Origin of the sequence: Streptomyces sp. NPDC051940, from assembly GCF_040680895.1 — a bacterium.
Taxonomy (GTDB): Bacteria; Actinomycetota; Actinomycetes; order Streptomycetales; family Streptomycetaceae; genus Streptomyces.
The window spans coordinates 1-25,172 of the sequence record NZ_JBFAXR010000009.1; the positions used below are offsets into that span (position 1 = coordinate 1).

Below are 25,172 nucleotides of genomic sequence, written 5' to 3' on the forward strand. Positions count from 1 at the left end.
GCTGAAGTGGTTCGGCCTCACCGACGACGGCCGGCTCGACCTGTCGAACATCGACGAGATCATCACGGAGAAGACCAAGGTCGTCTCCTTCGTGCGGTATCCATTGGACAGTCCCGAGCCGGGACGGGGATGATCCGGACGGAGGGTACGTACCCGCCGTCCCGTACGGAGAGTACGTGAACGCCGTCCCGTACGGAGAGTACGTACCCGCCGACTCCGCACGACACGAATGGGAGCATCCCCGGATGGCTCGACACCTGGTCACCAGCGCCCTGCCCTACATCAACGGGATCAAGCACCTGGGCAACATGGTCGGCTCGATGCTCCCCGCCGACGTCTACTCCCGCTATCTGCGCCAGCGCGGCCACGACGTCCTGTACATCTGCGCCACCGACGAGCACGGCACCCCGGCGGAGCTGGCCGCCAAGGAGGCGGGCCTGCCCGTCGACGAGTTCTGCGAGCAGCAGCACAACGCCCAGCGCGCCGTGTACGACGGCTTCGGCCTGGCCTTCGACTACTTCGGCCGCAGCTCCTCCCCGCAGAACATCGAGATCACCCAGCACTTCGCGCGGCGGCTGCAGGAGAACGGCTTCATCGAGGAACGCCCGGTACGCCAGGTCTACTCGGTCGCCGACGGACGCTTCCTGCCGGACCGCTACATCGAGGGCACCTGTCCGTACTGCGGCTACGAGCGGGCGCGCGGCGACCAGTGCGAGAACTGCACCCGGGTGCTCGATCCGACCGATCTGCTCGACGCCCGCTCGGCCATCAGCGGCAGCCGCGAGCTGGAAGTGCGCGAGACCGCGCACCTGTTCCTGCTGCAGTCCCGGCTGCAGGGCGAGGTCGGGGCGTTCGTCGACGACCGCGAGCACGAGTGGCCGCATCTGGCCACCTCCATCGCCCGCAAATGGCTGACCGAGGGACTGCAGGACCGCGCCATCACCCGCGACCTCGACTGGGGCGTGCCGGTGCCCGCCGACACCTGGCCCGGGCTGGCCGCCGAGGGGAAGGTCTTCTACGTCTGGTTCGACGCCCCGATCGAGTACGTCGGCGCGACGAAGGAGTGGGCCGACGCGGGTCCCGGCCGGGACTGGAGGTCCTGGTGGTACGAGGCCTTCGACGTGCGCTACACGCAGTTCATGGCGAAGGACAACGTCCCCTTCCACTCCGTGATGTTCCCGGCGACCGAGCTCGGCACCCGCGAACCGTGGAAGCGGGTCGACCAGCTGAAGGCGTTCAACTGGCTGACGTACTACGGCGGAAAGTTCTCCACCTCGCAGCGCAGGGGCGTGTTCACCGACGCGGCGCTCGAGGTGCTGCCGGCGGACTACTGGCGCTACTTCCTGATCGCCAACGCGCCCGAGTCGGACGACACCTCCTTCACCTGGGAGCACTTCGCGGCCACGGTCAACAAGGACCTCGCCGACACCCTGGGAAACTTCGTCAACCGGGTGCTGTCCTTCTCCCGCAAGCGCTTCGGCGACACCGTGCCCGGCGGCAGCGGTGCCGGTGCCCAGGAGGAGGCGCTCGGCGAGGAGGTCGCGGCGCTGCTCGCGGAGTACGAGACGCACCTGGAGGGGCTGCACTTCCGCAAGGCGGCGGCGTCGCTGCGTGCGCTGTGGAGCGCGGGCAACGCCTATCTGGAGACCAAGGCGCCGTGGCTCGCCGTGAAGACGGACCCGGAAGGTGCGGCGCTGACCCTGCGGACGGCGATGAACCTGATCCGGCTGTACGCGGTGGTGTCCGAGCCGTTCATCCCGGCGACGGCCCGCACCCTGCGCACGGTCTTCGCCCTGCCCGACGACACGGCGGCCTGGGTGACGCCGCAGGAGGCCCGGGCGCTGGACGCCGTGCCGGCGGGTACGGCGTTCACGGTCCCGCCGGTGCTGTTCGCCAAGCTGACGGACGAGGACCTGGACACGCTGCGGGAGCGCTTCGGCGGCTGAGGGGACGGCGCGTGGGCCGGCTCGCCGAACCGGCCGGCCCGCGCCGCTACTTCAGCCCCGTGTGCGCCAGCCCCTCCACGAACTGGCGCTGGGCGAAGACGAACACCGCCAGCACCGGCAGCGCGGTCAGCGACGCCGCCGCCAGCTGGACGTTCCACATGGGGCCGCCGTAGGCGTCGACGTACTGCGTGAGCGCCTGCGGAAGCGTGAACATCTCCGGCGTGGAGAGGTACACGATCGGCTCCAGATACAGGTTCCAGCTGTGCAGGAACGTGAAGATCGCGACCGCCGCCAGCGCCGGCCGGGCCAGCGGCAGGGCGATCCGGACGAAGATCGCGAAGCGGCCGAGGCCGTCCACCCGCGCGGCCTCCTCCAGCTCGTGCGGCAGCGCGATGAAGAACTGCCGCATGATGAAGGTGGCCAGCACACTGGGCGCGCCCAGGACCGGCACCAGGATCAGCGGCCAGTGGGTGTCGACCATGCCCCACTGGTGGAACATCTGGAACAGCGGCACGATCGTGACCTCGCTGGGGATCAGCAGACCCGTGAGGATCACCAGGAAGAGCACGTTCTGGCCGCGGAAGCGGATCCGGGCGAAGGCGTAGCCGGCCAGCGACGACACCGCGAGCGTACCGACCGTCACGATCGCGGCGATGTACATGCTGTTGAAGTACTGCTGCCCGAACGGCTGCAGCTCGAAGACCTTCTCGTACGCGCCCACGCCCGGGCTGTCCGGGAACAGCGAGGGCGGGAACGCGAAGATGTCGGCCGCCGGCTTCAGCGAGGAGGTCGCCATCCACCAGGTCGGGAAGACGAACGGCACGCACAGGACGAGCAGCACGCCGTAGAGGACGACCTTCGCGCGGGTGGAGAGCTTATGACTCATGGAAGACCCACTTCTTGCGCATCTGCCACTGGATCACGGTCAGCACGAGCACGATGAGGAAGAGCAGCACCGAGAGCGTCGCGCCGTAGCCGAAGTGGTGGAACTGGAACGCCTGCTGGTAGAGGTAGTAGACGAGGACCGTGGTGGAGCCGGCCGGACCGCCCTGGGTGAGCACGGCGATCTGGGCGAAGACCTGCAGCGAGCCGACGACCGTGATGATCGACGTGAGCAGGATGGTCGGGCTGATCAGCGGCACCGTGATCCGCCGGAACTGCCGCCACCGTCCGGCACCGTCCACCGTGGCCGCCTCGTACAGCTCGTGCGGCACGCCCTGCAGGGCGGCCAGGAACAGCACCATGTTCAGGCCGACGTTCTTGAAGACCTGGACGACGATCACCGAGATCATCGACGCCGTCTCGTCGCGCAGCCAGTTCGGACCCTGCACGCCGATGAGGTCCAGGCCGGCGTTGATGCCGCCGTTCTTCTGCAGCAGGAAGCCCCACACGATCGTCCAGGCGACGAGGGAGACGACGACCGGGGAGAAGAACAGGGTGCGGAAGACGACGCTGCCCCGCAGTTTCTGGTTGAGCAGGACGGCGAGCGCCAGCGCCAGGCTGAGGTTGAGGACCACCAGGCCCGCGGAGAAGGAGGCGGTGGCCTTCAGCACCCCCGGCAGCTTCGGGTCGTCCAGGAGCTTGTCGTAGTTGTCCGTGCCCACCCCGTGGAAGCTGCCGGCCAGGACGTTCCACTCGTGGAAGCTGTACCAGACCACCAGGACCAGCGGGGTCAGCACGAACAGGACGCTGCCGACGAGCTGCGGGGTGATGAACAGATAGCCGGCCAGCTGGTCCCGGCGCCGGGAGGTCCAGAAGGGCCTCCCGGTCCGGGTGCCGGCGCCGGGCGGGGCGCCGGCCGTGGTGCGGGGTCGTTCCAGGGTCTTCATGACGCCGTCACTGCTCCAGCTGCGGCTTGATGGCGTCGCAGACCCCCGCGAGGACCTTGGCCACGTCGGCGTCCGGCTTCCACAGCGGGTCCAGTCCGGAGCGTACGGCCGCGGAGATCTCGGCCTGGCCGATGTGGACGGGCTTGACCTTGCCGTTCTGGATGCCGTCGACGACGACGGAGGACAGCTGCGCCTCGCTGAGCTTCGCGTTGCTCTTGGCGAGCGTGGCGGCGTTCAGCTGGGACGTGCGGGCCTGCGGGAAGTACGCACCGAGCTTGGCGGCGTTCGCCTCGTTCGTCATGAACGCCTGGAAGTCGGCGGCCACGTCGGGGTGTTCGCCCTTGGCGAGGACCGCGATGCCGGCCTGGCCGATCACGTCGTAGTCGCCCTTGGGGCCCTGCGGCAGCGGGACGAAGTCCCACGTGAACTTGTCCGTGAGCAGGGAGGCCCGGCTCATCTGGGTGACGGTCATGGCGGCCTCGCCGGCGAAGAAGTCGGCCGTGGTGCCGGGGGCGAGCATCGCCTCGTCGTCGAAGATCGCCTTGTGCAGGCTGGTCATCGCCTGGACCATCTCCGGCTTGTCGAACCCGCAGGTCCTGCCGTCGGCGGACCACGCCTCGGCGCCCCAGCCGTCCCAGTAGGTGGCGAGGTTGTCCCACGCCTTGTAGTCGAAGTCGCGGATGACCATGCCGGTCCTGCCGGTCTCGGCGTGCACCGCCGCGCCCATCTTCGTGACCTCGTCCCAGTTCCACTTGCCCTGCTTGATCAGCTCGGCGGGGGCCGGCTGCCCGGCCTGCTTCAGCATGTCGGTGTTGACGAACACGCCGAACGGCGAGGTGGAGAAGGGGTAGGCGTAGAGCTTGCCGTCCTGCTGCCAGATCTTCTTGGCGGCGGCCAGCACGTCGGGGTCGTCCTTGACCTCCCGCAGGGCGCCGGAGGAGACGAAGTCGGGAGCGGAGTTCTCGAAGATCCACGCGAGGTCGGGGGACTTGCCGCCGGCTATCTGCGTGGTGAGGGTCTCGGTGTACTTCTCGACCGGGAGGACGTCGAACTTGATCGACTTCACCTCGGGGTGGGACTTCTTGTACGCGTCGGCGATGCCGTTGAGGAGCGCGAGGTGCTCCGGCGCCCCGGACCAGATCGTCATCCGGAGGCTGACCGGGCCGTCGTCGGCGCCGCCCGAGTCGCCGTCGCCGCCGCAGGCGGACAGGGCGAGGACTCCGGTGGCGGCCAGGGCGGCGAGCTTGGTGGTGCGCTGCTGTCGGTGGGAGTTCATGCGGGTGTCTCTCCTGGTCAGTAGCCGCTGATGTCGGGCCAGCGCAGTTCGACGCCGTGCGCGGTGAGCGTGCGCTGGAAGGTCTCGAGCAGGGCGGGGGTGTTGCGCACCGCACGCGGGGTCAGGCCGTGCTCGACGCAGTGGGCGGCCAGCAGTCCGGCGGCCTCGCCGATGTTCCACTCGACGGGGTGCAGGCGGTAGCAGCCGTTGGTGATGTGCGTGGTGCCGAGGTTCTTGCCGGCGGGCAGCAGGTTCTCCATGCGTACGGGGAGCAGCGCGCCCAGTGGGATCTCGAACGGGCTGGAGGGGACGTCGATGTAGTTGTCGCCGCCCGTCGAGGGGTGCAGGTCGATGCGGTACATGCCGACGCCGGCGGAGTCGGGGTAGTTCACGGCGCCCTTGCCGCCGCGCGCGTCGAGGGAGAGGTCCTGCTCGACGACGGTGTACTCGGCCCGGATCCGCCGGGACTCGCGGATGTACGGGGCCTGGGCGAGACCGTCCGTACCGCCGGTGATGTCGCCGCGCAGGCGCAGACCGGGGAAGCCGGTGCCGCCGTCGGCCCGGGGGGCCTCGGTCTGCATCCAGTACAGGACGGAGAAGGAGAGCTCCTTCGCGGCGGCGAGGTGCCGGTCCGCGTCGGGCACGTCGATGACCGGGCCCTCCAGGTAGTCGATCATCGGCCAGTTGACCAGGCAGATGTCGCTGGCGTACGCGCCCGGGGTGAAGTTGTCGCGGGCGGCGATCCGGCGGAACGTCCACAGGTTCAGATCGCCGCCGCTGACGCGCTGGTCGGCGATGACGGCCGCCGGGTCGTCCCCGGGGTTGGGGGTGAAGACCCGCTCGACGGTCTGGAGGGTGCGCGGGTGGGGGGCGGACCAGCTCAGCAGCGGGGCACCCCAGAAGGGCGGCTGGTAGTCGCGCCAGAAGCCGTAGTTCGCGGGGCGGTCGATGGTGTGGTCGCCGTCGACGTGGTCGACCGCGAAGCAGTAGGAGACGGCCTGCATGTTGAGCGGCTGGGCGGTGTCCGGGGCGGACGGCTCGCCGGTGTCGCTCTGGGCCTCGAAACCGGTGACGTACTCGGTGCCGGTGAGGGGCAGCAGCTCGCCGGTCTCGGTGGCGTCCAGGACGTAGGCGGCGGTGGCGGTGATCCGCTCGCCGGTGTCGCGGTGGGCGAGGGTGACGGCGCTGACGCGGTCGCCGTCGGTGTCCGCCGCCATCGGGCGGTAGGGCTGCAGCACGGTGAGGCGGCCGGAGCCGCGGTACGGGGCGAGCATCGCGTCGATCACGGCGAGGGAGACGCGCGGTTCGTGGCACAGGCGGCTGACCCAGCCGGCGCCCGGGTTCAGGTCGCGGCGGGCGCGGGCGGCGGCGGTGAGGGGGTAGTGGCGACGGTAGTGGTCGCGGATGCCGTCGCGCAGGGCGCGGTAGGAGGCGGTCGCGCCGAACTGCTCGATCCAGGTGTGCTCGTCGGGTGGGACGGCCTGGCTGGTGAGCTGGCCGCCCAGCCAGTCGTACTCCTCGGTGAGGATGACGGTGCGGCCGGCGCGCAGGGCGGCGAGTGCCGCCGCGACACCGCCGGTTCCGCCGCCGACGACGAGGACATCCGCTTGCATGGGGCTCCTTTTGCTGGGGTCGTTCGAGGGGGTGTTTGCGGTGGGGCGTGTGTCTCGGGTCGTGTGTCTTGGGCCCTGTGCCTTGAGTCGCGCGCTGTCGCGCCCTTCAGCGGGGCGCCGGGCCGAGCGTGGCGCCCTCGGTGAACAGGCAGTCGAGCAGCAGCCGGGGCGCGGGTCCCTGGCCGTGCAGCATGCCGGTGAGGAGGTCGACGGCCTGGCGGCCCATCTCCTGGCGGGGGATGCGGAAGCCGGTGAAGTCGACCGGGGAGTCGACCGGGGTGGTCGGATCACCCAGCGCGAGGAGCGACAGGTCGCGCGGGATCTCCAGACCGCGGTCCGTGGCCTCGGCGACCAGCGCGACGGCGTCCGTCTGGAACTCCACGAACACCGCGGTCACACCCTCCGCCAGCAGCCGGTCCAGCTGCCCCGCCGCCTCCGGCAGATGGAGGGCGTCCGCTCCCGCGGCCGAGCGGAAGCCCGCCAGCCGGTCGGCGGACGACTCCGCGCCCGCGCCCGGTCCGGCGAACGCGAACCTGCGGTGACCGAGCGCCCGTGCCCGCTCGACCAGGTGCGCGGTGGAGGTGACGTAGTCGGCGCCCACATAGGGCACCGGCTGACCGTCCGCGTCGTCGCGCCGGCCGACGCAGACGAACGGGTAGCCCTCCGCGACCAGCCGGCTCAGCTCGGCGGACGGGATCTCACGGCCCAGCAGGACGCAGCCGTCCGCCACCCGCAGCCGGTTGTTCTCGTGGAAGATCCGGCGCCGGCCGTCCCGTACCGGGGCGCTGGTGAAGAGCAGCAGATCGCAGCCGCCGCGCTCGGCGCTCTCCTCGATCCCGCGCAGGAACGGGTAGTAGAAGTCGGCGCTGGTGCTGGGGAAGACCGGCTCGTAGGTGAAGACGCCCAGGATCTGGTTGAGCTGCTTGAGCATCCGGCGGGCCAGCGGATCGGCGGCGTAGCCCGTCTCGCGGATGACGCGCAGCACCCGGTCGCGGGTCTCGGGAGCGATCCGGGCGGCGGCGTCGAGGCGGTTGTTCAGCACCAGCGAGACGGTGGTCTGGCTGACGCCCGCGAGGCGCGCGATGTCACGCTGCGTGAGTCTGCCGGGAGGCGGAGGCGTTGGCGGCATGAGTGGGTGGCCCTCACGTTCGAGTGGTTAATACGTATTGCCGATCGGTGACGGTGGGACCGTAGGACCGGACGGGCCATCCCGTCAAGGGGAGTTGCAGCAGGAGCAATACGGATTAGCTAATCAAAGCAGGGGTCTTGACATTAGCTGCGGGCGCGGATGAGCATCCACCCGCCCGAAGTGCCACTCAGAGCGACCGCTCCCAAGGAGCTCCTCGATGCGCCCACCTCAGCCGCCTGACTCGCTGCGCCCGCCCCATCTGCCCCCCACCTCCCGCCGCGGCTTCGTCGCGCTCACCGCCGCGCTCGCGGCCGTCCCCCTGCTCCCCGGCACCGCGGCCGCCGACGGTGCGCCCGACTGGGATCCGGCCGACTTCCGCTCCACGGTCACGGCCGTCCCCCCGGACCCGGCCGCCGTGGTGCTCGGCTCGCCCGGTTTCGAGACGCACGCGGACGGTGTCGGCGACGACACGGCCGCGCTGCGGGCAGCGGTCGACGAGGCGTCGCGCCGCGGTATCGCGAACAAGCTCGGCGACATCCTGGGCGGCGCCCGCGACTTCGCGCACGGGGACGGCGGCGGGATCGTGTTCGTGCCGGAGGGCCGCTACCTGCTGTCCGGTCCGGTCGACGTCTGGGACTCGGTGCGGGTGATCGGTTGCGGTGCCAGCCGGCCGGTGTTCGTGCTGGGCGAGAGCACTCCCGGATACGCCGCGGGGGCGCCGCGCGACGTGTTCTCCTTCCGCCGCCGGCCGGTGGGCGGACCCGTCGCGTACGCGAACAACGACACCTTCGGCTCGGCCCTGGTCAACGTCGACATCGAGATCGCCGCGGGCAACCCGGACGCCCTCGCGGTGCGCTTCGGCGGCGCGCAGCTGTGCCTGCTGCAGGACCTGGACATCAGCGTCGGCGACGGCCGCGCGGGCATCGACCACAACGCCAACCTGATCCACCGGGTGCGGGTGACGGGCGGCGAGGTCGGACTCCAGGCGTACGCCGCCTCCGCCGGCTGGCAGACGACGGTGCTGGACTGCCGGTTCGAGGGCCAGCGCCGGGCGGCCGTCGCGATGGCGAACGACGCCAAGCTCGTCGTCGTACGGACGGCGATCGCGAACACCCCGCGCGGCTTCGAGTCGGCGGCCGATCAGTGGCAGCATCTGTACGTCGAGAAGTCCCACTTCCACGCGGTCGGCGACGCCGCGGTCGTCCTCAACGACAGCACGTCCGTCCCGGGCGCGGAGAACGACCTCATCCGCCTCAGCAACCAGCTCACCCTGCTCGACTGCACGACCACCGACACCCCCACGCTCCTCCTGCGCGCCCAGAGCGGGACGCGCACGCCCGGACCCGTGCCGTCGGCGGTGGTCCGCGAGGTCACGTACGGGCTGCGCGTCGAGGGCGCGCTCGGTGACGGCGAGCGGCGGCGCGAGGGCGTGTACGCCGCCGTGTCACCGGACGCCGCGGCGACCCGGATCCGGGCCGGTCTGCGGTCCGACACTCCCCCGCCGCCGCCCGTGCGCGCGTGGGTGAGCGTGGCGGACGTGGCGGCGGCGATGGGCCGCACCGTCGGCCGGGGCGAGGACGACCTGGAGGTGTTCCAGGCGGCGGTGGACCGGCACGAGACGGTGTACGTGCCGATCGGCCAGTACGTACTGGGCGGCACCCTGCGGCTGCGCGCCGGCTCGAACCTCGTGGGCCTGCACCCGCGCCAGACATGGCTGCTGGCCGCCGACGGCCATCCCGCGTTCAGCGACCCGGACGAGCCGTGCGCCCTGGTGTCGACGCCGCACGGCGGCCGCAACCTCGTCACCGGTCTGGGCCTGGACACCGCCCGGCACACGCCCGGCTCGGTGAACCTGCTGTGGCGGTCCGGCGCGGACTCGTATCTGGCCGACGTCATGACCCAGTTCGTGAAGTGGCACCCCGAGGACGCGCCGACGGGCGATCCCGGCTACACGTATCGCGGGGAGCACAAATACGGCATCTGGGTGCGGGGCGGCGGCGGGGCGGTCGCCAACGTCTGGAGCTGCAACGGCTGGGCGGAGAACGGCCTGCTCGTGGAGGCGACCGACGTGCCGGCCCAGGTGTACGAGGTGTCCGTCGAGCACCACGAGTCGCGGGAGGTCGTGCTGCGGCGGGTGTGGGGCTGGCGGTTCCTGGGGCTGCAGACCGAGGACCACATCTACGGGTGGCGTTCCCAGGCCGTGGAGGTCGAGGGCGGGGGCGGGCTGCTCTTCGCGAACTCGGTGTTCTTCCGGGTCGCGACCGTGCTCGGGCCCTCTCCGTACGGGGTCAGCGTGCGCGGGGCGCGGGGCGTCGAGCTGCGCGGGAACCGCGGGTACCGGGACAAGACGCCGGAGTACACGCAGTGGGGTGCGGCGGTCGTCGACCTCCGCAGCGGGCGGACCGTGCCGGAGGTGGAGTTCACGCTGCTCGAGATCGACTGAGTGTGCAGGTCAGGCCGGTTGTCAGTGGGCTGCTCTACCTTCCTGACCATGACGACTTCGGCCATGACCCTGGCGTACCAGCGGGCCTCCGCGCTCGAACCCGGACCCCGCGGCGGCCTGTTGGGGCTGCAGACCGCGGGCGGCGCGGGTCCGCGCGGCGCGCTCGGCAATCCGCAGTTCTTCTCCGGCTTCCTCGCGCAGCCGCGGCCGGCCGCGGCCGGCCTGCTGGCGGTCGCCGACGTGGCCGCCGCGCGCTACTACCAGCCGGAGCGGCGCGGGCTGCTGGACCCGGTCGTCACGGGCAACGGCGACCGGCTCCGGTTCGAGTCGTTCTCCGGATGCTGCGGGGTGCATGCGCGGCTGGACGTGCTGACTGAGGGCCTCGAGGGGCGGGAGACCGAGCACGGCACGACGAACGTCGACATCAACAACCCGCTGCGGGAGGCGCTGTCCCTGCTCGGGCCGGACGATCCGCTGCATCTGCGGGTGGGGCCGGACGAGATGGCGGTGACGACCGCGGCCGGGCCGGTGGTGGAGAAGAAGGTACCGCTGCCCGACCGCTGGGTGCGCGGCTTCGGCGAGACGCAGGTGCTGGCCGCCGCCTTCGATCTGCGGGCGGAGCTGAACGCCGCCCAGGCCGCCCGCTTCCTGCGCTCGCTGCCCACCGGGTCCTCGCGCGGCGGGACGGCCCGGTGGCTGCTCCCGGCGCCGGGCGGGGTGCTGCGGGCCACGGCCCGCGCGGTGCCGGGCGCCGTGTGCCTCGCCGGGCCGGAGCGGCTCGGGGCGCTGCGCCGGGCACTGCGGCACGCGACGGGGCTGCGGGTGTACGGGCCGGCGGTGCGGGCCGGGAGCGATCCGGTCGCGTCGGCCTGGGAGCTCACGCTGCCGGGCATGCGGCTGACGCTGACCCTCTCCCCCGCCGTGGCGCGCGGCTTCTCGGGCGAGGGCGCGGTGCTGGAGTCCCTGGCCGTGGAGACGGCCGCGGAGGACGCGGAGCTGCTGGGCGTCCTGCTGGCGTGGGAGCCGCGGGTGGAGGTCGCCGAGCTCGCGGAGCGGTCCGGACTGGACGCGGCCCGGGTGCGCGCGGGCCTGACGATGCTGGGCACCTCGGGGCGGATCGGGTACGACGTGGCGGAGGCGGCGTACTACCACCGGGAGCTGCCGTACGACACGGGCCGCGCGGAGCGGTCGAACCCGCGGCTGCGCGACGCGCGGGAGCTGGCGGCCGCCGGCTCGGTGACGCTCCAGGGCGCCACCGGGCGGGTGGACTCGGGCGGGACGGTGTACCAGGTGCACGAGCGGGACGGGGCGCTCAGCTGCACGTGCCCCTGGTGGGGAAAGTACCGGGGCGGGCGCGGGCCGTGCAAGCACGCGCTGGCGGTGCGGCTGGTGCGGCGCGGGGAGTTCGCGGCGGTCGCGGGAGGAACGCGATGAAGACGGCGACGACGCCGGGGGGACGGGAGTTCGCCCGGGAGCGGCTGCTGGCGGCCGTGCGCGAGGGCAAGCCGCACGAGGTGGTGGTGCGGCTGCGGATGCTCGACGACGCGGACCGGCGGGCCTGCCTGCCGGTGCTGAAGCAGCTGCGCGAGAATCTGCGGCAGGGCCGACCGGGCGAGTTCCGGGGGCAGCCGCGCCTCGCGCTGGTGGTGGCGGGCGCCGGGTGCCAGACCGGAGCGGCGGCCCTGGTCTCGTGGCTGCTGGCGCGCGATCTGCGGGGGTTCGGACCGCTGCCGGTGGACTGGATCCTCGGGGCGATGGGGCATCGCGACCCGCAGTGGCTGACCGATGTGGCCCACCGGCTGGCCGGGCACTCCGCCACGGCTGTCGAGAACCACGACCTGATCCGGGCGCTGCTGGACCGCTCGGGCGGTCCGCTGCCGGACGGCGACGAGTTCGTGCGGGGCTGGGTCGTGTCCCAGGCGGTAGGGCTGCGGATGAGGCCAGACGACTCGCTCGTGGACCGGCTGCGCGCCGATCCCCTCACCCGGGCGCTGGTGCCGCGCCTGGTAGCGGTGTCCGGGGTGAGCCGTGAGCTGGCGTGGACCGGCAGCGACTCGTGGACCCTCGCGCTGCCCGCGCTGGCCGGGGAAGGGGTGCTGGACCGTGCGGAGTTGCTGGGCGCCCTGATCGGCGCGCTGGTGCGCGGCGGCAGGCCGGCGGCGTTGCGGCCGTTCCTGGAGATGCTCCGGCGGCTCGCCCCGAGTGACCGGGAGAGCAAGGAGCACCTGGCCGCCTGGGCGGCCCTCGCGGCCGACGGCCCGTCGACCGTCGCCGCCTACGCCCAGGAGAAGGCCGGCGAACTCGCCGCGACCGGCGATCTGGACGCGGCCCGGCTCGCGGATGTCTCGGCGGCCGTGCTGTGCCGGAACGAGAAGAAACTGGTGCGGACCCAGCTGGGCCTGCTGGACCGGGCGATGCGGCGCAACCGCGCCGACGTGCCGTTGCTCCTGCCGGTCATGGGCACCGTCTTCGGCCACGAGGACGAGGCGCTGGCGGAGCGGGCCGTGAAGCTCGTGGTGAAGCAGCTCAAGCACGCGGACCCGGCGTGCCGGGAGGAACTCGCCGCGGCCGCGGTCGTGCTGGCTCCCGCCCTGCGCGCCCGGTTGGCGGAGGTGCTCGAGCTGCCCGACGCGGTCGACGGGGAGGGGGCGGAGGCCGATCTGCTGCCGCCGCCTCCGGCGCCGGAGCCTCTCGGGGCACCCGCGACCGATCCGGCCGGTATCGCGGCCGAGGTCGCCGCCCTCATGGCCGGCGGCCGGAGCGTCGCCGACTTCGAGCGTGCCGTGGACGCCCTCGTACGCGCCGCGCACCAGGACCGGGAGGCGCTGGCCGCCGCCCTCACCCCGGTGCTGCGGCGGCAGTGGTGGGCGGAGCACCCCGAGTACGTGCTGCGCCACACGCGCATCGGCATCGCCGTGGCCGCGGTGACCGGTCACGTCGGGGCGGCGGAGATGCGCCTCGCCGAGCAGAACGAGCGGCACAACGCCAGCCTGTACGCCTCGGTCGACAAGGTCTACACGGCGCGGATGTGCGAGATCGCGTGGGCGGTCATCGATGGGCTGCCGCTGCCCTTCCTGCTGGCGACCCCCGACTGGTCGGACGGCACCCTGGAGCCCGCGACGCTCATCGACCGGCTCGCCGCCTACGCGACGGCGGGACGCACCCCCGCCCCGGTCGACTTCGGTCAGGCGCTGCTGCGGGTCCGCACGGACACCATCACCCAGCAGGACCTCACCGCTGCTCTGGCGCTGCGCACCGCGGAGGGCGTGCGGCTGGCGGAGTGGCTGGCGCGCGGCGGGCTGCCCGGCCGGTCGGCGGAGCGGCGCACGGGCCGGATCGCGTCGCGCGGCCACTACTGGGCCGCCCGCCGGGACGAGGCCCCCGTCACCCGCTTCACCCTGGGCGCGTCCACGGAGCTGCGGCGTCACTTCCCACCCGCCCTCGCCGTACTCGGCCACTCGTACGATCCGTTCACCAGCGGGATCTTCTGGCACACCGGGCGGATCGAGTACGCCTGCGCCGTCCTGCCGTACACGCCGGAGACGGTGGCGGTGTGGCGGCTGGCGGGCCTGGCCCGGGACGTCGAGACCGACGGCCGGCTGAGCCTCGGGGAGCTGCGGGCGCTCGCCGAGGCGCCCGGGTCTGTCGGGCCGGTCGTCCATCTCATGCTCGCCCACGCGCTGGGCGCGCGGCACGCCGAGGACCGGCTGGGCGCGGCGGACGCACTGCTCGTACTGGCCGCCCGGGGCGTGCTGGATCCCGAGACGCTCGGCGCGGACCTGGCGGACCTCATAGCCCGCGGCACCGTCAAGATCACCCGCCTGACGGACACCCTCGGGAACGCGGCGCGCACGGGCGCCTGGGGCACGGTCTGGTCGGTCCTCGCGGTGGTGCTGCCGCAGTTGCTGGCGTCCGAGCAGCAGTGGACGGGTCTCGGCGGACTGCTGACCGTGGCCGCGGACTGCGCGGAGCGCTGCCGGCCCGCCGCGGGCCCGCGGGGGCTCGACGCGTACGCCGACCGCTCCGGCGGCAGCCAGGCCGTACGCCAGGCGCGGCGGTTGCGGGCGGCACTCGGGGGTTGAGCGCCACCGGCACCCGCGGCCGGGCGTTGAACGCCACCCGCACCCGGGCGGCACTCGGGGATTGAGCTCCGCGAGCCGCTCACCTCCAACTCCCCCGGCACGCACGACGGATGGCGGATGGCGGGATTCCGCCAAGGCGGGTTCCCGCCATCCGCGAACGGCCGCCGACCCGCCGTCCTCTGCGACGGTAGGCCGACGTCAACCGTCGGCCGGCCGCCGAGCGCCCCGGCCGCCGTATCTCACTGGGGAGTTCGACAGATCATGCGCCCGATACCGCGCGCGGCCTCGACGCTGGCGATCGCCGTCGTCCTGGCCGCCACCGCCGTCGTCCCGGCCTCCGGCGACCCCGCCGCCGCGGCCGGCGACCGCAGTCCGCTGACCGGCAGCGCCACCGCCGGCGCCGGCACCGCCACCCAGGTCACCCTGATCACCGGTGACATGGTCGACGTGGCCACCGACGCCGAGGGCCGCACCAGCATGCACATGCGGCCCGGCGAGGACGGCACGCCCGTCGACCACGTCACCGAGGAGCACGACGGCGACCGGTACGTGATCCCGGTCTCGGCGTTCGCCGGCATCCGGGAAGGCTGGCTCGACAAGGAGCTGTTCAACGTCACCGGCCTCGTCGAGCAGGGCTACGACGACGCCCGCACCGAGGCGCTGCCGCTGATCGCCCAGTACGCGACCAGGGCCGACGTACCGAAGGCCGGGGGCGACTCCGCCCTGCCCGGCAGGGCGCACCTGGTGCGGGCCCTGCCCGTCGTACGCGGCGCCGCCGTCAAGGTGGACAAGAAGCAGGCCGCCGCCACCTGGAAGGACCTCGCCGCCCACGACGCGCGCAAGGCGGACCGGATCACGAAGGTCTGGCTGGACGCCAAGGTCAAGGGCGCGATGGCCGAGTCCAACGCGCAGATCGGCTCCCCGACTGCCTGGGCGTCCGGCATCACGGGTACGGGCGTGAAGGTCGCCGTCCTCGACACCGGCGTGGACGCCGCCCACCCCGACTTCGCCGGGCAGATCGCCGACGCCAAGGACTTCACCGGCTCCGCCTACGGCACGGAGGACCGCCGCGGCCACGGCACGCACACCGCGTCCACCGTCGCCGGCACGGGCGCGGCGAGCGAGAACGGCAAGGAGCGCGGCGTCGCCCCCGGCGCCCGGCTGCTCATCGGCAAGGTCCTCGGCGACGGCGGCAGCGGCTCCGAGTCGATGATCATCTCCGGTATGCAGTGGGCCGTGGACTCCGGGGCGGACGTCGTCTCCATGTCCCTGGGCACCTCGACCCCGAGCGACTGCTCCGACCCCATGTCGCAGGCCGCGCAGGCCCTGGCCGCGCAGAACAAGGCGCTGTTCGTCATCTCCGCCGGCAACCTGGGCCGCGCCGAGTCCATCACCTCCCCCGGCTGCGCGCCCGCCGCCCTCACCGTCGGCGCGGTCGACTCCGAGGACGGCACCGCCGCGTTCTCCTCGCGCGGCACCGTCATGGGCGCCCACACCGTGAAGCCGGAGATCGCCGCCCCCGGCGTGAACGTCCTCGCCGCGAACGTCGGCGGCCGCGGTGTCTACGCGTACCAGCGCATGTCCGGTACCTCGATGGCCGCCCCGCACGTCGCGGGCGCCGCGGCGCTGCTGAAGCAGAAGCACCCCGGCTGGGACGCGGCACGGCTGAAGAACGCGTTGGTGTCGGCGGCGAAGAGCGACATCCCCGGCGACGTGCAGGAGACCGGTGCGGGCCGGCTCGACGTACCCAGGTCCCTGAAGCAGACGGTCCTCGGCCCGGGCGCGGTCTCCGCCGGCGCCTCCGCCTGGCCGCAGACCGGGGCCGACATCAGGACGCTGCCCGTGACGTACACCAACACCACGGACGCGCCCGTCACCCTCACCCTGCGGATGGACCCCGTCCTCGGCAACGACGGCACCCGCACCGCCACCGGCATCGCCCGCCTCGGCACCGACACCCTCACCGTGCCGGCCGGCGGCACCGCCGAGGTCCCGCTGACCATCGAACCGACGGTGGGCATCCAGCCCGCGCAGTACGGCGACTTCGGCGGCCGGATCCAGGCCAGGGTCTCCGACGGCACCACGGTCACCGTCCCGTTCGGCTTCTACCTCGAGCCGGAGACCGTCGACGTCACGGTGAAGCTGATCGGCCTCGACGGCCGGCCGCAGACCTCGCCCGCGGCCGTCCTGGACGTCATCGGAATGGACGACATCACCGGCGGCCGCTACTACCCGGCCACCGGCGAGCAGAAGCTCCGGCTGCGTGCCGGGACGTACTACGTCAACGCCGTCGTGCCGACCAGGAACGCGGCCGGTGCCGTCGACACGGCCAGCGAACTCGCCCTGCCCGAGGTCAAGCTCACCAAGGACACCGAGCTGGTCCTCGACGCCCGCAAGGCCCGCGAGGTGACCTACGAGACCGACCGGCCCGCCGAGACGGCCTCGGCCACCGTGTCGTACGGCCGCTGGTGGGACGACGCCGACGGTACGACCTGGGTGCACGCCGGATCCGTGCTGTACGGCGGCGTCAAGCACGTCCGCACCTGGGGCCAGGGCGAGGCGCACCGCGGCGGCTTCGAGGCCGCGAGCTGGTTCCGTGCGGTCCAGCCGGGTGCCGGCAGCTCCAGCCCGTACGTCTACAACCTCGGCGTCTTCGACCGCGACGTGATCGTCCCGGGCCGGACGCTGAAGACGACGGACGCGAACCTGGCCGCCGTCGACGCGCAGTGGTACTCCCTGGGCGCGCAGGGCGACTTCCTGGACACGATCGACAACTACCGTCCCTGGAACCCGTCGTCCGGAACCGGCGGCAGCCTGTTCCAGCCGGTGCGCGTCCCGTTCGCCCGCACCCAGTACTTCTCGGCGGGCGGCGACACCGGCGCCTGGGGCGAGACGGGGACCAGCTGGCGCATGGGCGAGCTGATGCGCGGCCCCGTGCGGTCCTTCGAGGGCGGCGAGCGGCTGAAGGAGACCTGGTACAAGGGCATCATGCGGCCCACGGCTCCGATCAACCGCAACGGAACCGCCCTGCTCTCCGGCGAGCGCCAGGGCGACCGGATCGGGATCCAGACCTCCCTGTTCACCGACGCGGGCGGGCACTTCATGTACGCCCAGGGCTTCGGCGACGTCGGCAACCTCACGCTGTACAAGAACGGCGAGAAGCTCTACGACCACGCCTGGCCGTACGGCGTGTTCCCGGTGACCCCGGAGCCCGCGGACTACGTACTGCAGCAGTTCGTGATCCGGGCGTTCTCGCAGCGCCAGTTCAAGTACCCGTACGGCGTGATCACCCGGTTCCGCTTCCGTTCGGCGGAGGACCCCACGGCGTACTCGCAGACGCTGCCGCTGGTCTTCCCCGGCTACGACGTGCCGGTCGACACCGGCAACACGGTCGGGGCCGGCAAGGTCCGCATCCGGCTGTCGGCGACGGGCCACGGGGACTACACGCCCGGTGAGATCACCAAGGCGAGCGTGAAGTTCTCCTACGACGGCCCGGTCGCGGAGCCGGTGTGGACGGATGCGGCGGTCGTGCGCGAGGACGGCGCCTGGTACGCCGAGATCGACCACGCCGGCGCGAGCGGCAAGTCCGTGTCGCTGCTGGTGGACCTCACCACCGCGGACGGCGGTTCGGTGGAGCAGCGCGTGATCAACGGTTACGGCGTGCGCTAGCCGTATCCGCCCCGAAACGGCCGTCGGGCCCTGGATCGGTCAGGGCCCGGCGGTCTTCGCGCGTCCCGCGCGCAGCGCCACCGCCTCCCCCGCGCTCTCCCCGGCCACCAGGTCGCGCAGGAAGCCGAGCACCGGCCGCAGATCGTGCCCGCCGGCCGCCTCCGCGATCCGGGCGTGCAGCGCGGTCTCCACCTCGGCGACGGCCCGCGCCGTCTCGTGGCCGGCGGCGGTCAGGGTCAGCTCCACCCGGCGGCGGTCCCGGCTGCCCTCCTCGCGGCGCACCAGTCCGGCGGTGACCAGCCGGTCCACGAGCCGGCTGGGGTTCGTGCCGCTCTCGCACACCAGCAGGGTGCCCAGCCCGGACAGCGTGAGCGGCTGCCGTTCGGCGAGCAGCCGCAGCACCTCCGCCTGCGCAGGCGTCACACCCAGCGGGCGCAGGCCCTGGGCGAGCCGGCGGTTGCCCTCGCGCTGCGCGGCCAGGACCAGGTAGCGGATCTCCTCGACCGGCTCCATGGACGGCCCCTCTCTGCGTGGGTGGCGGACGGGAAAAAGATTACACGACACCTATCGGTTTGACTTACGCCCGCCACGCGCCCACAGTTATATGTGTCGCGTCATTCAATGACGCATCACGGAGAAGAGTGGAGACATGGGCGACGACATCGTTCACCGGAGGATCACCGTGCGGCGCTTCGGCGGCCCCGAGGAGCTGCGGACCGTCCGCGCCACGCTCCCCCCGCCGCAACCCGGACACGCCCGCCTGCGGGTGCTGGCCGCCGGCGTGGGCTTCACGGACCTGATGGCGCGGTCCGGCGACTACCTGCTGCAGCGCAGGGTGCCGTTCACTCCCGGTTACGAGCTCGTCGGCGAGGTCGTCGACGCCGCCCCGGGCGAGGGGGACGAGGCGGCACCGCCGCCCCCCGGCACCCGGGTGGCCGCGGCGCTCACCAAGATGGGTGCGTACTCCGAGTACGTCTCACTGCCGCTGCGCCGGCTCGTACCGCTGCCCGACGGGCTCGACCCGGTGCGGGCGGCCGCCCTCCCCCTGGACTATCTGACGGCGATCAGCGTCCTGGAGACGCACGCCCGCGTCGAGCCGGGCGACACCGTCCTCATCCAGGGCGCGGGCGGCGGCGTCGGCCAGGCGATCAGCACGCTCGGACGGCTGCGCGGGCTGACGATGTACGGCACCGCCTCGTCGCCCGGCAGTGCGGAGCGGCTCGCCCGGCACGGGGTCACGTTCATCGACTACCGGCGCGAGGACGTCGAGCGGCGCCTGCGCGAGCTCGAACCGGGCGGCGTACGGGCGGTCTTCGACCATATCGGCGGGGCCAACCTGGGCACGGGCTACCGGGCCCTGGCCCCCGGCGGCGTCCTGGTGAGCTACGCCTTCGCCGGGCGCCCCGGGCGGATGGTGGCCGACACGGTCCGGGGCGCGGCCCGGGTGAAGCTGATGAACCTGCGGCCGGGCCGCCGCACGGCGCTCAGCATGGTGCCCGCGGAGATCAAGGCCGGCCCGGCCTGGTACCGGGAGTCCCTGGCACGGGTGCTCCAGCTGGCGGCGGACGGCGTCGTCGCGCCGGAGACCGGCGGCGTGTACCCGCTGACCGACGCGGCCCGGGTGCACGCCGCGCTCGAGCGGCGCGAGATCACCGGGAAGGTGGTGCTGACGCCCGGCTGAGCAGACCGGCCGGGGTCGGGCCGCGGCGGTGGACGCTCAGTCCGCCGCCGGCGGCGTCCACACGTACGGCGTCGTCGTGGCCACCGGCAGCAGGCCCAGGCGGGTGAGGATCGGACGGCTGGTGTCCAGCGCGTCGACCTGGACGTAGCGGTGGCCGCGGGCGAGCGCCAGGTTCGCCCGGTGGGCGACCAGCGCGCGGTACAGGCCCTTGCCGCGCCACTCCGGCAGCGTCGAACCGCCCCAGAAGGAGGCGAAGTCGGTCCCGGTGTGGAAGCGCACCCAGGCCGCGCAGACGACCGTGCCCTCCGCCTCGGCCGTGACGACCACACACGGGTCGCCCTGGCCGGCCACCTCGTCGGCCAGGGCGTCGACCAGCCAGGACCAGTCGCCGCCCCATACCGCCTGGTTGAGCACCCCGATCCGCTCCAGGTCCGCCCGGGACGTGACCTCGCGCAGCTCCACCCCGTCCGGCAGCCGCACCTCCCCGGCGACCGCGGCGGTCTCCCCCACGATCACCGTCTCGCGCTCCTCCGGCTCGAACCCGGCCGCACGCAGCCGGTCCGGCAGGTCCGCCGGCCGGTCGTGCCCGTGGTACTTCCACTCGACGGCCAGCCCCAGCCCGGCGAAGTACTCCCGCTGGGCCGCGATGAAGGCGTCCAGCTCCGCGCCGTCGAGACCGCCGAGGTCCTGATAGAGGATCAGACCGCCCTGCCCCGGCAGCACCTTGCGCAGTACGGGTCCGACCCGGTCGACGGGGGTGCCGGAGCGCAGCCGGGCGCGCAGCTGGGCATCGTAGGCGGCGCGGTACTCGAGTTCGGGGGAGTCGGTCATCCGGCAGATGATAGTGCCGGATGATCACGATGTCAGTCCGGTTTACGGACCGGGGCGGCGCCGGCCCCGCTGCAACGGGACCGGCCTGCGTCGAGTGGCGACCAACGCCCGGGACAGTCAAAGCGACCACCCGCGCCCGGCCCTTCTGACGGAGGTACGGATCCGTCGGCCCGGCACTTCGGCGGTGCGCCGAATGCGGTGTGGTCTGGCTATCCATGTCAGCAGGTTTCGGCGCCGGGAGCAACCCTCCAAGGGCTTCCATTCTCCCGGAAATTGGCCGTTTTCCGCGCGCCGCACCCTGCCGATGTCGCGCTGACCTGCAGCGTCGAGCGCGCCCCCGTGGTGTCGTACCGCTGGGAATGACCGGATTCGGACCACGGAAAGCGCATACGCCTCCGGGAATTCCCTATTCGGCTGGATTGGATTTTGGGCCGGCGCCACCCTGTTTATCGGACCTGTGCCCGGCGGGCTGCAACTCCCGGGTGCGAAAAGGGTCCGTCGAGTGGCAACCGACCTTGGGAGGTATCCACGCGTGCCGCGTGACACGCACTGCACAGACCCGTCACACGAAAAGGAAGCCGGCTCCGGCGGGTTCCGGCTGCCCGCCGCCACCGTGGTCGTCACGGTGGCGCTGGTCCTGGGGGCCGTCCTGGTCTCCCGTCTGCGGATCGACGTCGAGATCGCCGTCCCCACGGCGCCCGCCCTGATCGCCGCCGAGGTACTGCGCCGCCTCGCCGGCTCGCTCGGCTCCGGGAGGGACAGGAACCGGTAGGCGGAACCGGTAGGCGGTATCGCGCGACAGCGGCGGTGCGGCGGCTTCGCCGCACCGCCGTACGCGTACGACCGCCCACCCGCCGTACGGGACGTGTCCGCCCGGCTGCGCGTCGCGGGCGGTTGCGGGACGCTGGGCGGGTACGCGGCTGTCATGGCCGCTCCGGTGCCGGACGGCCAGGGGCGGCAGGAGACCGAACACCGTCAAGCGAGCCGAGGAGGCGTGGCATGCCCATCGCGACCGTCAATCCCGCCACCGAGGAGACCCTGCGGACCTTCGATCCGCTGGGACCCGAGGAGATCGAACGGCGTCTGGCCGCCGCCGTCACCGCGTTCCGCCATCACCGCACGACCGCCTTCGACGAGCGCGCCCGGCTCATGAACCGCGCCGCCGACCTGCTGGAGCAGGACCAGAAGGACATCGCGCGGACCATGACGACGGAGATGGGCAAGCCGATCACCGCCGCGAACGCGGAGGCGGCCAAGTGTGCCAAGGCCATGCGCTGGTACGCCGAGCACGCGGCCGAACTCCTGGCCGACGAACATCCGTCCGCCGCCGATCTGGCCGACTCGGGGGCCGACCGGGCGTATGTGCGCTACCGCCCGCTGGGCGTCGTGCTGGCCGTGATGCCGTGGAACTTCCCGCTCTGGCAGGTCGTCCGGTTCGCCGCGCCCGCCCTGATGGCGGGCAACGCCGGCCTGCTCAAGCACGCCTCGAACGTGCCACAGACCGCCTTGTACCTCGAGGACCTGTTCCTGCGCGCCGGCTACCCCGAGGGCTGCTTCCAGACGCTGCTCATCGGCTCCGGCGCCGTGGAGGGCGTCCTGCGCGACCGGCGGGTGGCGGCGGCCACGCTGACCGGCAGCGAGGGCGCGGGCCGGGCGGTGGCGTCGGTGGCCGGCGACGAGATCAAGAAGACGGTGCTGGAGCTGGGCGGCAGCGATCCGTTCCTGGTGCTGCCGAGCGCGGACGTCGCCGCCGCGGCCCGTACCGCCGTGACGGCCCGGGTGCAGAACAACGGGCAGTCGTGCATCGCCGCCAAGCGCTTCATCGTGCACGCCGACGTCTACGACGCCTTCCGCGACGCGTTCGTGGCCGGGATGCGGGCGCTGACCGTCGGCGACCCGATGCTGGAGTCCACCGACGTCGGCCCGCTGGCCAGCGAGCAGGGGCGCCGCGATCTGGAGGAGCTGGTCGACGACGCCGTGGCGGCCGGGGCCGAGGTGCTGTGCGGCGGGCGGCGCCCGCCCGAGCAGGATCGCGGCTGGTTCTACGAGCCGACGGTCATCGCCGGGATCACCGACGGGATGCGCATCCACCGCGAGGAGACCTTCGGACCGGTCGCCACCCTGTACCGGGTCGGCAGCCTCGACGAGGCCCTCGAGGTGGCCAACGACTCGTCGTTCGGCCTCAGCTCGAACGTGTGGACGCGCGACGACGCGGAGATCGGCCGCTGTGTACGCGATCTGGAGGCCGGCGGCGTCTACGTCAACGGCATGACCGCCTCCCACCCCGCGTTCCCCTTCGGCGGCGTGAAGCGCTCCGGGTACGGGCGGGAGCTGTCCGGCCACGGCATCCAGGAGTTCTGCAACATCACCACGGTGTGGCAGCGCTGACGGACCCGCTCACCGGCGGCTGCCGGACCCGCTCCCCGGCAGCCGACCGTCCCGCTCACCGGCGTACGCCCGGCCGGCCGGCCCACAGCACCCGCAGGCCGAGCCGGGCCGCCGCGAACCGGCGGCGCGGTGCGACGAGCCGGGCGGCGCGCCACATCATGGCGGCCCCGCTCAGCACCTCGTCCTGCCCGCCGGGGCGCAGTACCACCAGCAGCGGTCGCCGGCACGGCAGGCCGCCGAGCGCGTCGGCCAGCACCGGGAACTCCTCGGGGAGGTGCGGATCCCGGCAGGCGCGGGCCCGTACCGGCGGCGCGAGGACGCCGTCCAGCCGCGCCGCGACGTCCGAGCAGTCCCCGCACGCCGCGTCGTACACGACCACCAGCCCGGTCACCACGCGGCCGGCACGACGCCCGCCGCCAGTCCCGTGGCCGTGGCCAGTGCGGTCGCCACCGCGAGCAGCCGACGGTGAGTACGCCACCGATCCTCCCAGTCCCCGTCCCCGCCATGGCCGATGCTCGCCATGGGCATGATCCACCGGGCCAGTGCGAAGCCGGCGCCCGCGGCCACCGCCCCCGTGAACGGCACCACCAGCACGATGCCGAGCAGCACCAGGTGGGGCAGCGCCGACGGCGAGTAGGTGCGCATGCCCGTGCCCATCTCGAAGCCGAACTGCACCGGCCCCAGAACCCGCCCGCGATGCTGCACCTGCTCGGGTACGAGGCGCTTGTTCTCCGGCACGGGCAGCGCCAGCAGCCCCCACTCCCGCAGCAGCACGGCCGCCGCGAGCAGGCCGAAGACGGCCAGCCGGACCACGAGGGGAACCAGTGCCTGGACGAGGCCGCCGAGCACCGCGGCGACGACCACGACCGACAGGGCGCCGAGTTGCAGACCCAGGCCGAAGCTCAGGAGGGGAACCGCACCGCGCCAGACCGGCGCGCTCAGCAGGAACGCCGAGTTGTTGCTTCAAGTGGAGCCGGAGTTGGCGTAGCCGGCGCTGAGCCCCGCCCCGCACAGCGCGAGCAGCGCCAGGGCCGGGCCGCCGGCGCCGGCCGCCGTCAGGGCCGCCGCGGCGACGGCGACGGCCGTGACCGGCAGCGCGAGGGCGAGCGGATGCAGCAGCGCGCGCCGGACGGCGCGCCGGACCCGGTGCGGGGTCGAGGCGTCGGCCATCTCAGCCGTACACGCCCACGAAGCACACGGCGACCGTGAGGCCGGCGTAGTCGTTGTCGGTCCAGTAGACGTGAGTCCAGGCGTCCGAGCAGCGGAAGGTGTTGCCGCTGGGGGCCGACCAGCGCCAGGCGTTGCGGTTGTTGCACGAGGACGTGACGCGCTGGGCCCAGACGCTCTCCCAGATGCCGGTGTGGGTGTACTCCCAGTGGCCGTCGAAGTGCCGGTTGTCCGCGTTGCAGGGTTTGCCGCCGCGCCGCCAGCCGCCGTAGCACTGGGCCGGGTCGCCGGCCCACCAGTTGCATTCGTACGGCGTGTAGTTGACGCCGTAGTCGCCGCAGTGGGGGTCGGTCCACTCGCAGGTGGGGGCGGGGTCGCCCACACATCCCGCGGCGGCCGCGCGCCGCCGGTCCAGAGCCCAGTCGAAGGGGACCAGCACCGCCGTCATCGCCGCGACCGCCAGGCCCTTGAGCATGGTCCGCCGCACGGCGGGCGGGTTGGGGATGAGCTCGCGGACCCGGCTGGGCACGGCCGCGTCGGACGGCCCGGCGTCGACGGAGGGGATGGTGTCAAAGCGCACGGCTGCTCCCTGAGGTCTCGGTTCCGGGGGCGAGATGGGCGAACAGGGCGGGCAGGTCGGTGTCGCGGTAGACGAACCGGCGGTCCGCCACCCGGCCGTCCGCGTCGATCCGGAAGACGCAGGGCGTGTATCCCTCGGAAAGCGCGGCCCACTGGTCCGTGTTCACGACGCGTTCCAGATCCGGGTGTTCGGGGAATTCGGGAAAGGCCGCGGCCGCGTCCGCGGTCGCGAAGAGTCCGAGCATTCTCATTCCGTCCGGCCGGTGCGCCGCGATGTGGTCCGCGGTCGCCTTCCAGGTTTCGTGGCACAGCGAACAGGCGTCGTTCAGCTGAATGACCAGAGTGCCCGTCTGTGTCTCCCGGGGCCGCAACGCGGGCGATACGGAACGGGGTTCGTCGGCGAATCGGGCGGTCTGCGGATTCAGGGCGGTCTGCTCGAGCATGCGCACCCTGGAGTACACGGCAGCGACGGAGAGCACGGCGAAGACCGACATCAGGAGCGAGACCAGGGCGACAGCGGTCGGCAGGCTCATCGTCAC

Annotated in this window: 20 protein-coding genes; 8 read left to right on the forward strand and 12 right to left on the reverse strand. The window is 72.8% G+C overall.

The genetic code is table 11. The features are described from left to right. The first annotated feature begins 245 nt into the window (after positions 1–245). The gene (gene metG / locus AB0M28_RS06165) at positions 246–1,946 is read left to right on the forward strand and encodes a methionine--tRNA ligase (protein WP_365398526.1); all 1,701 of its coding nucleotides are present in this window, start codon (positions 246–248) and stop codon (positions 1,944–1,946) included. Positions 1,947–1,992: 46 nt separating this feature from the next. Here metG and AB0M28_RS06170 read toward each other — a convergent pair whose 3' ends face one another. The 5 genes from AB0M28_RS06170 to AB0M28_RS06190 form a co-directional block, all read right to left on the reverse strand. Further along, complete coding sequence (locus AB0M28_RS06170; RefSeq protein WP_365398529.1) at positions 1,993–2,832, reverse strand: carbohydrate ABC transporter permease; 840 nt, start codon at positions 2,830–2,832, stop codon at positions 1,993–1,995. Then, on the reverse strand, positions 2,822–3,775 hold the full coding sequence (locus AB0M28_RS06175) for a sugar ABC transporter permease (RefSeq protein ID WP_365398532.1): 954 nt from the start codon (positions 3,773–3,775) through the stop codon (positions 2,822–2,824). Before AB0M28_RS06175 ends, AB0M28_RS06170 begins: the two co-directional genes overlap by 11 nt. Before the next feature lie 7 nt (positions 3,776–3,782). After that, positions 3,783–5,051 (reverse strand): sugar ABC transporter substrate-binding protein, encoded by a 1,269-nt coding sequence (locus tag AB0M28_RS06180; protein ID WP_365398535.1) that lies wholly within the window; start codon positions 5,049–5,051, stop codon positions 3,783–3,785. A gap of 17 nt (positions 5,052–5,068) precedes the next feature. Further along, positions 5,069–6,664 carry an FAD-dependent oxidoreductase gene (locus tag AB0M28_RS06185; RefSeq protein WP_365398538.1) on the reverse strand — a complete coding sequence of 532 codons (1,596 nt, stop codon included), beginning with the start codon at positions 6,662–6,664 and terminating at the stop codon, positions 5,069–5,071. Positions 6,665–6,770: 106 nt separating this feature from the next. Further along, positions 6,771–7,793 (reverse strand): LacI family DNA-binding transcriptional regulator, encoded by a 1,023-nt coding sequence (locus tag AB0M28_RS06190; RefSeq protein WP_365398541.1) that lies wholly within the window; start codon positions 7,791–7,793, stop codon positions 6,771–6,773. Positions 7,794–8,010: 217 nt separating this feature from the next. Between AB0M28_RS06190 and AB0M28_RS06195 the strand changes: the two genes are divergently transcribed. From AB0M28_RS06195 to AB0M28_RS06210, 4 genes are all read left to right on the forward strand, one after another. Continuing rightward, positions 8,011–10,236, forward strand: a complete 2,226-nt coding sequence (locus tag AB0M28_RS06195) for a glycosyl hydrolase family 28-related protein (RefSeq protein ID WP_365398544.1) — start codon at positions 8,011–8,013, stop codon at positions 10,234–10,236. A gap of 48 nt (positions 10,237–10,284) precedes the next feature. Next, positions 10,285–11,670: an SWIM zinc finger family protein gene (locus AB0M28_RS06200; protein ID WP_365398547.1), complete on the forward strand. Its 1,386-nt coding sequence runs from the start codon at positions 10,285–10,287 to the stop codon at positions 11,668–11,670. Next, positions 11,667–14,318, forward strand: a complete 2,652-nt coding sequence (locus tag AB0M28_RS06205) for a DUF6493 family protein (RefSeq protein WP_365398549.1) — start codon at positions 11,667–11,669, stop codon at positions 14,316–14,318. Before AB0M28_RS06200 ends, AB0M28_RS06205 begins: the two co-directional genes overlap by 4 nt. 261 nt (positions 14,319–14,579) lie before the next feature. Continuing rightward, positions 14,580–17,987 (forward strand): S8 family serine peptidase, encoded by a 3,408-nt coding sequence (locus tag AB0M28_RS06210; RefSeq protein ID WP_365398552.1) that lies wholly within the window; start codon positions 14,580–14,582, stop codon positions 17,985–17,987. Positions 17,988–18,026: 39 nt separating this feature from the next. Here the strand turns inward: AB0M28_RS06210 and AB0M28_RS06215 are convergent, their stop codons facing one another. Further along, on the reverse strand, positions 18,027–18,500 hold the full coding sequence (locus tag AB0M28_RS06215; RefSeq protein WP_365398555.1) for a MarR family transcriptional regulator: 474 nt from the start codon (positions 18,498–18,500) through the stop codon (positions 18,027–18,029). A 136-nt stretch (positions 18,501–18,636) separates the two neighbouring features. Here AB0M28_RS06215 and AB0M28_RS06220 point away from each other — a divergent pair, with 136 nt between their 5' ends. Next, positions 18,637–19,668 carry a zinc-binding dehydrogenase gene (locus AB0M28_RS06220; protein ID WP_365398558.1) on the forward strand — a complete coding sequence of 344 codons (1,032 nt, stop codon included), beginning with the start codon at positions 18,637–18,639 and terminating at the stop codon, positions 19,666–19,668. A gap of 36 nt (positions 19,669–19,704) precedes the next feature. Here AB0M28_RS06220 and AB0M28_RS06225 read toward each other — a convergent pair whose 3' ends face one another. Continuing rightward, complete coding sequence (locus AB0M28_RS06225) at positions 19,705–20,499, reverse strand: GNAT family N-acetyltransferase (protein WP_365398561.1); 795 nt, start codon at positions 20,497–20,499, stop codon at positions 19,705–19,707. Between the two features lie 532 nt (positions 20,500–21,031). On the opposite strand from AB0M28_RS06225, the gene AB0M28_RS06230 reads away from it, so the two are divergent. Both AB0M28_RS06230 and AB0M28_RS06235 read left to right on the forward strand, forming a co-directional pair. Further along, a complete protein-coding gene (locus tag AB0M28_RS06230; RefSeq protein WP_365398564.1) occupies positions 21,032–21,271 on the forward strand; it encodes a hypothetical protein in 240 nt (79 codons plus the stop codon). Between the two features lie 227 nt (positions 21,272–21,498). After that, positions 21,499–22,887, forward strand: coding sequence for an NADP-dependent succinic semialdehyde dehydrogenase (locus AB0M28_RS06235; RefSeq protein ID WP_365398567.1), 1,389 nt, complete (start codon positions 21,499–21,501; stop codon positions 22,885–22,887). Between the two features lie 55 nt (positions 22,888–22,942). On the opposite strand, the gene AB0M28_RS06240 is transcribed toward AB0M28_RS06235, so the two are convergent. The 5 genes from AB0M28_RS06240 to AB0M28_RS06260 form a co-directional block, all read right to left on the reverse strand. After that, positions 22,943–23,278, reverse strand: a complete 336-nt coding sequence (locus AB0M28_RS06240) for a hypothetical protein (protein WP_365398570.1) — start codon at positions 23,276–23,278, stop codon at positions 22,943–22,945. Then, on the reverse strand, positions 23,275–23,751 hold the full coding sequence (locus AB0M28_RS06245; RefSeq protein WP_365398572.1) for a hypothetical protein: 477 nt from the start codon (positions 23,749–23,751) through the stop codon (positions 23,275–23,277). Before AB0M28_RS06245 ends, AB0M28_RS06240 begins: the two co-directional genes overlap by 4 nt. Before the next feature lie 99 nt (positions 23,752–23,850). Further along, positions 23,851–24,057, reverse strand: coding sequence for a hypothetical protein (locus tag AB0M28_RS06250; protein WP_365398575.1), 207 nt, complete (start codon positions 24,055–24,057; stop codon positions 23,851–23,853). A gap of 1 nt (position 24,058) precedes the next feature. Then, entirely contained in the window at positions 24,059–24,634 is a 576-nt protein-coding gene (locus AB0M28_RS06255; RefSeq protein ID WP_365398578.1) for a hypothetical protein, read from the reverse strand. Beyond that, positions 24,624–25,166 carry a hypothetical protein gene (locus AB0M28_RS06260; RefSeq protein ID WP_365398581.1) on the reverse strand — a complete coding sequence of 181 codons (543 nt, stop codon included), beginning with the start codon at positions 25,164–25,166 and terminating at the stop codon, positions 24,624–24,626. The genes AB0M28_RS06255 and AB0M28_RS06260 overlap by 11 nt, the downstream gene beginning before the upstream one ends. Positions 25,167–25,172: the final 6 nt, after the last annotated feature.

What these genes read in the sequence shown, in the direction of transcription:
- metG (WP_365398526.1), top strand. Translation starts at nt 246, where the DNA reads ATGGCTCGACACCTGGTCACCAGCGCCCTGCCCTACATCAACGGGATC.
- AB0M28_RS06170 (WP_365398529.1), bottom strand. Translation starts at nt 2,832, where the DNA reads ATGAGTCATAAGCTCTCCACCCGCGCGAAGGTCGTCCTCTACGGCGTG.
- AB0M28_RS06175 (WP_365398532.1), bottom strand. Translation starts at nt 3,775, where the DNA reads ATGAAGACCCTGGAACGACCCCGCACCACGGCCGGCGCCCCGCCCGGC.
- AB0M28_RS06180 (WP_365398535.1), bottom strand. Translation starts at nt 5,051, where the DNA reads ATGAACTCCCACCGACAGCAGCGCACCACCAAGCTCGCCGCCCTGGCC.
- AB0M28_RS06185 (WP_365398538.1), bottom strand. Translation starts at nt 6,664, where the DNA reads ATGCAAGCGGATGTCCTCGTCGTCGGCGGCGGAACCGGCGGTGTCGCG.
- AB0M28_RS06190 (WP_365398541.1), bottom strand. Translation starts at nt 7,793, where the DNA reads ATGCCGCCAACGCCTCCGCCTCCCGGCAGACTCACGCAGCGTGACATC.
- AB0M28_RS06195 (WP_365398544.1), top strand. Translation starts at nt 8,011, where the DNA reads ATGCGCCCACCTCAGCCGCCTGACTCGCTGCGCCCGCCCCATCTGCCC.
- AB0M28_RS06200 (WP_365398547.1), top strand. Translation starts at nt 10,285, where the DNA reads ATGACGACTTCGGCCATGACCCTGGCGTACCAGCGGGCCTCCGCGCTC.
- AB0M28_RS06205 (WP_365398549.1), top strand. Translation starts at nt 11,667, where the DNA reads ATGAAGACGGCGACGACGCCGGGGGGACGGGAGTTCGCCCGGGAGCGG.
- AB0M28_RS06210 (WP_365398552.1), top strand. Translation starts at nt 14,580, where the DNA reads ATGCGCCCGATACCGCGCGCGGCCTCGACGCTGGCGATCGCCGTCGTC.
- AB0M28_RS06215 (WP_365398555.1), bottom strand. Translation starts at nt 18,500, where the DNA reads ATGGAGCCGGTCGAGGAGATCCGCTACCTGGTCCTGGCCGCGCAGCGC.
- AB0M28_RS06220 (WP_365398558.1), top strand. Translation starts at nt 18,637, where the DNA reads ATGGGCGACGACATCGTTCACCGGAGGATCACCGTGCGGCGCTTCGGC.
- AB0M28_RS06225 (WP_365398561.1), bottom strand. Translation starts at nt 20,499, where the DNA reads ATGACCGACTCCCCCGAACTCGAGTACCGCGCCGCCTACGATGCCCAG.
- AB0M28_RS06235 (WP_365398567.1), top strand. Translation starts at nt 21,499, where the DNA reads ATGCCCATCGCGACCGTCAATCCCGCCACCGAGGAGACCCTGCGGACC.
- AB0M28_RS06250 (WP_365398575.1), bottom strand. Translation starts at nt 24,057, where the DNA reads ATGGCCGACGCCTCGACCCCGCACCGGGTCCGGCGCGCCGTCCGGCGC.
- AB0M28_RS06260 (WP_365398581.1), bottom strand. Translation starts at nt 25,166, where the DNA reads ATGAGCCTGCCGACCGCTGTCGCCCTGGTCTCGCTCCTGATGTCGGTC.